Consider the following 531-nt stretch of genomic DNA (forward strand, 5'->3'; position numbering starts at 1 on the left):
TGGAATATTCGATCACCTTGCCGTCAATATCGACAAGCGTCGCTTTTTTCACGCTCGGATGCTTCAAAATTTCACGGATAACGCCGCCGTCTCCGCCGCCGACCACAAGCACATGCTCAGGATTCGGATGCGTAAACAGGGGCACGTGCGCCACCATTTCGTGGTAGACAAATTCATCTTTTTCAGATGTCATGACCATGCCGTCCAAAAACAGCATGTTGCCGAATTCTTCAGTCTCGGCCATTTCGAGCTTTTGAAAATCTGTCTGCTCTGTATGTAAAGTCCTGTTGATTTTCATTGTAATACCGAAATTTTTCGTTTGCTTCTCTGTATACCAAAGTCCGCTCAAAGCGTCATCTTCCTTTCGTGATAAGCTGTATTTCAATCTATTTTTCTCGCCTGCGGCGGCGATTATTCTGCACTGAAGCATCGGCTTTTGCCTAAGGAAAAAGTATAGAGGAATTGCAGGTGATTGTAAAGACGGATCGATTCATTTTCAGGAGTCATTCCAAGTCCATTATATTCCCAATC

General features: G+C 44.6%; 1 protein-coding gene. It reads right to left on the bottom strand.

The window, feature by feature from the left end; all coding sequences use genetic code 11:
• Positions 1 to 349, bottom strand: a 349-nt coding sequence (locus ACWHAR_RS31480; protein WP_452088979.1) for a spermine/spermidine synthase domain-containing protein, incomplete at its 3' end; no start/stop codon positions are given.
• Between the last annotated feature and the right edge of the window lie 182 nt (positions 350 to 531).

This window comes from Bacillus sp. LR--39, assembly GCF_053613335.1.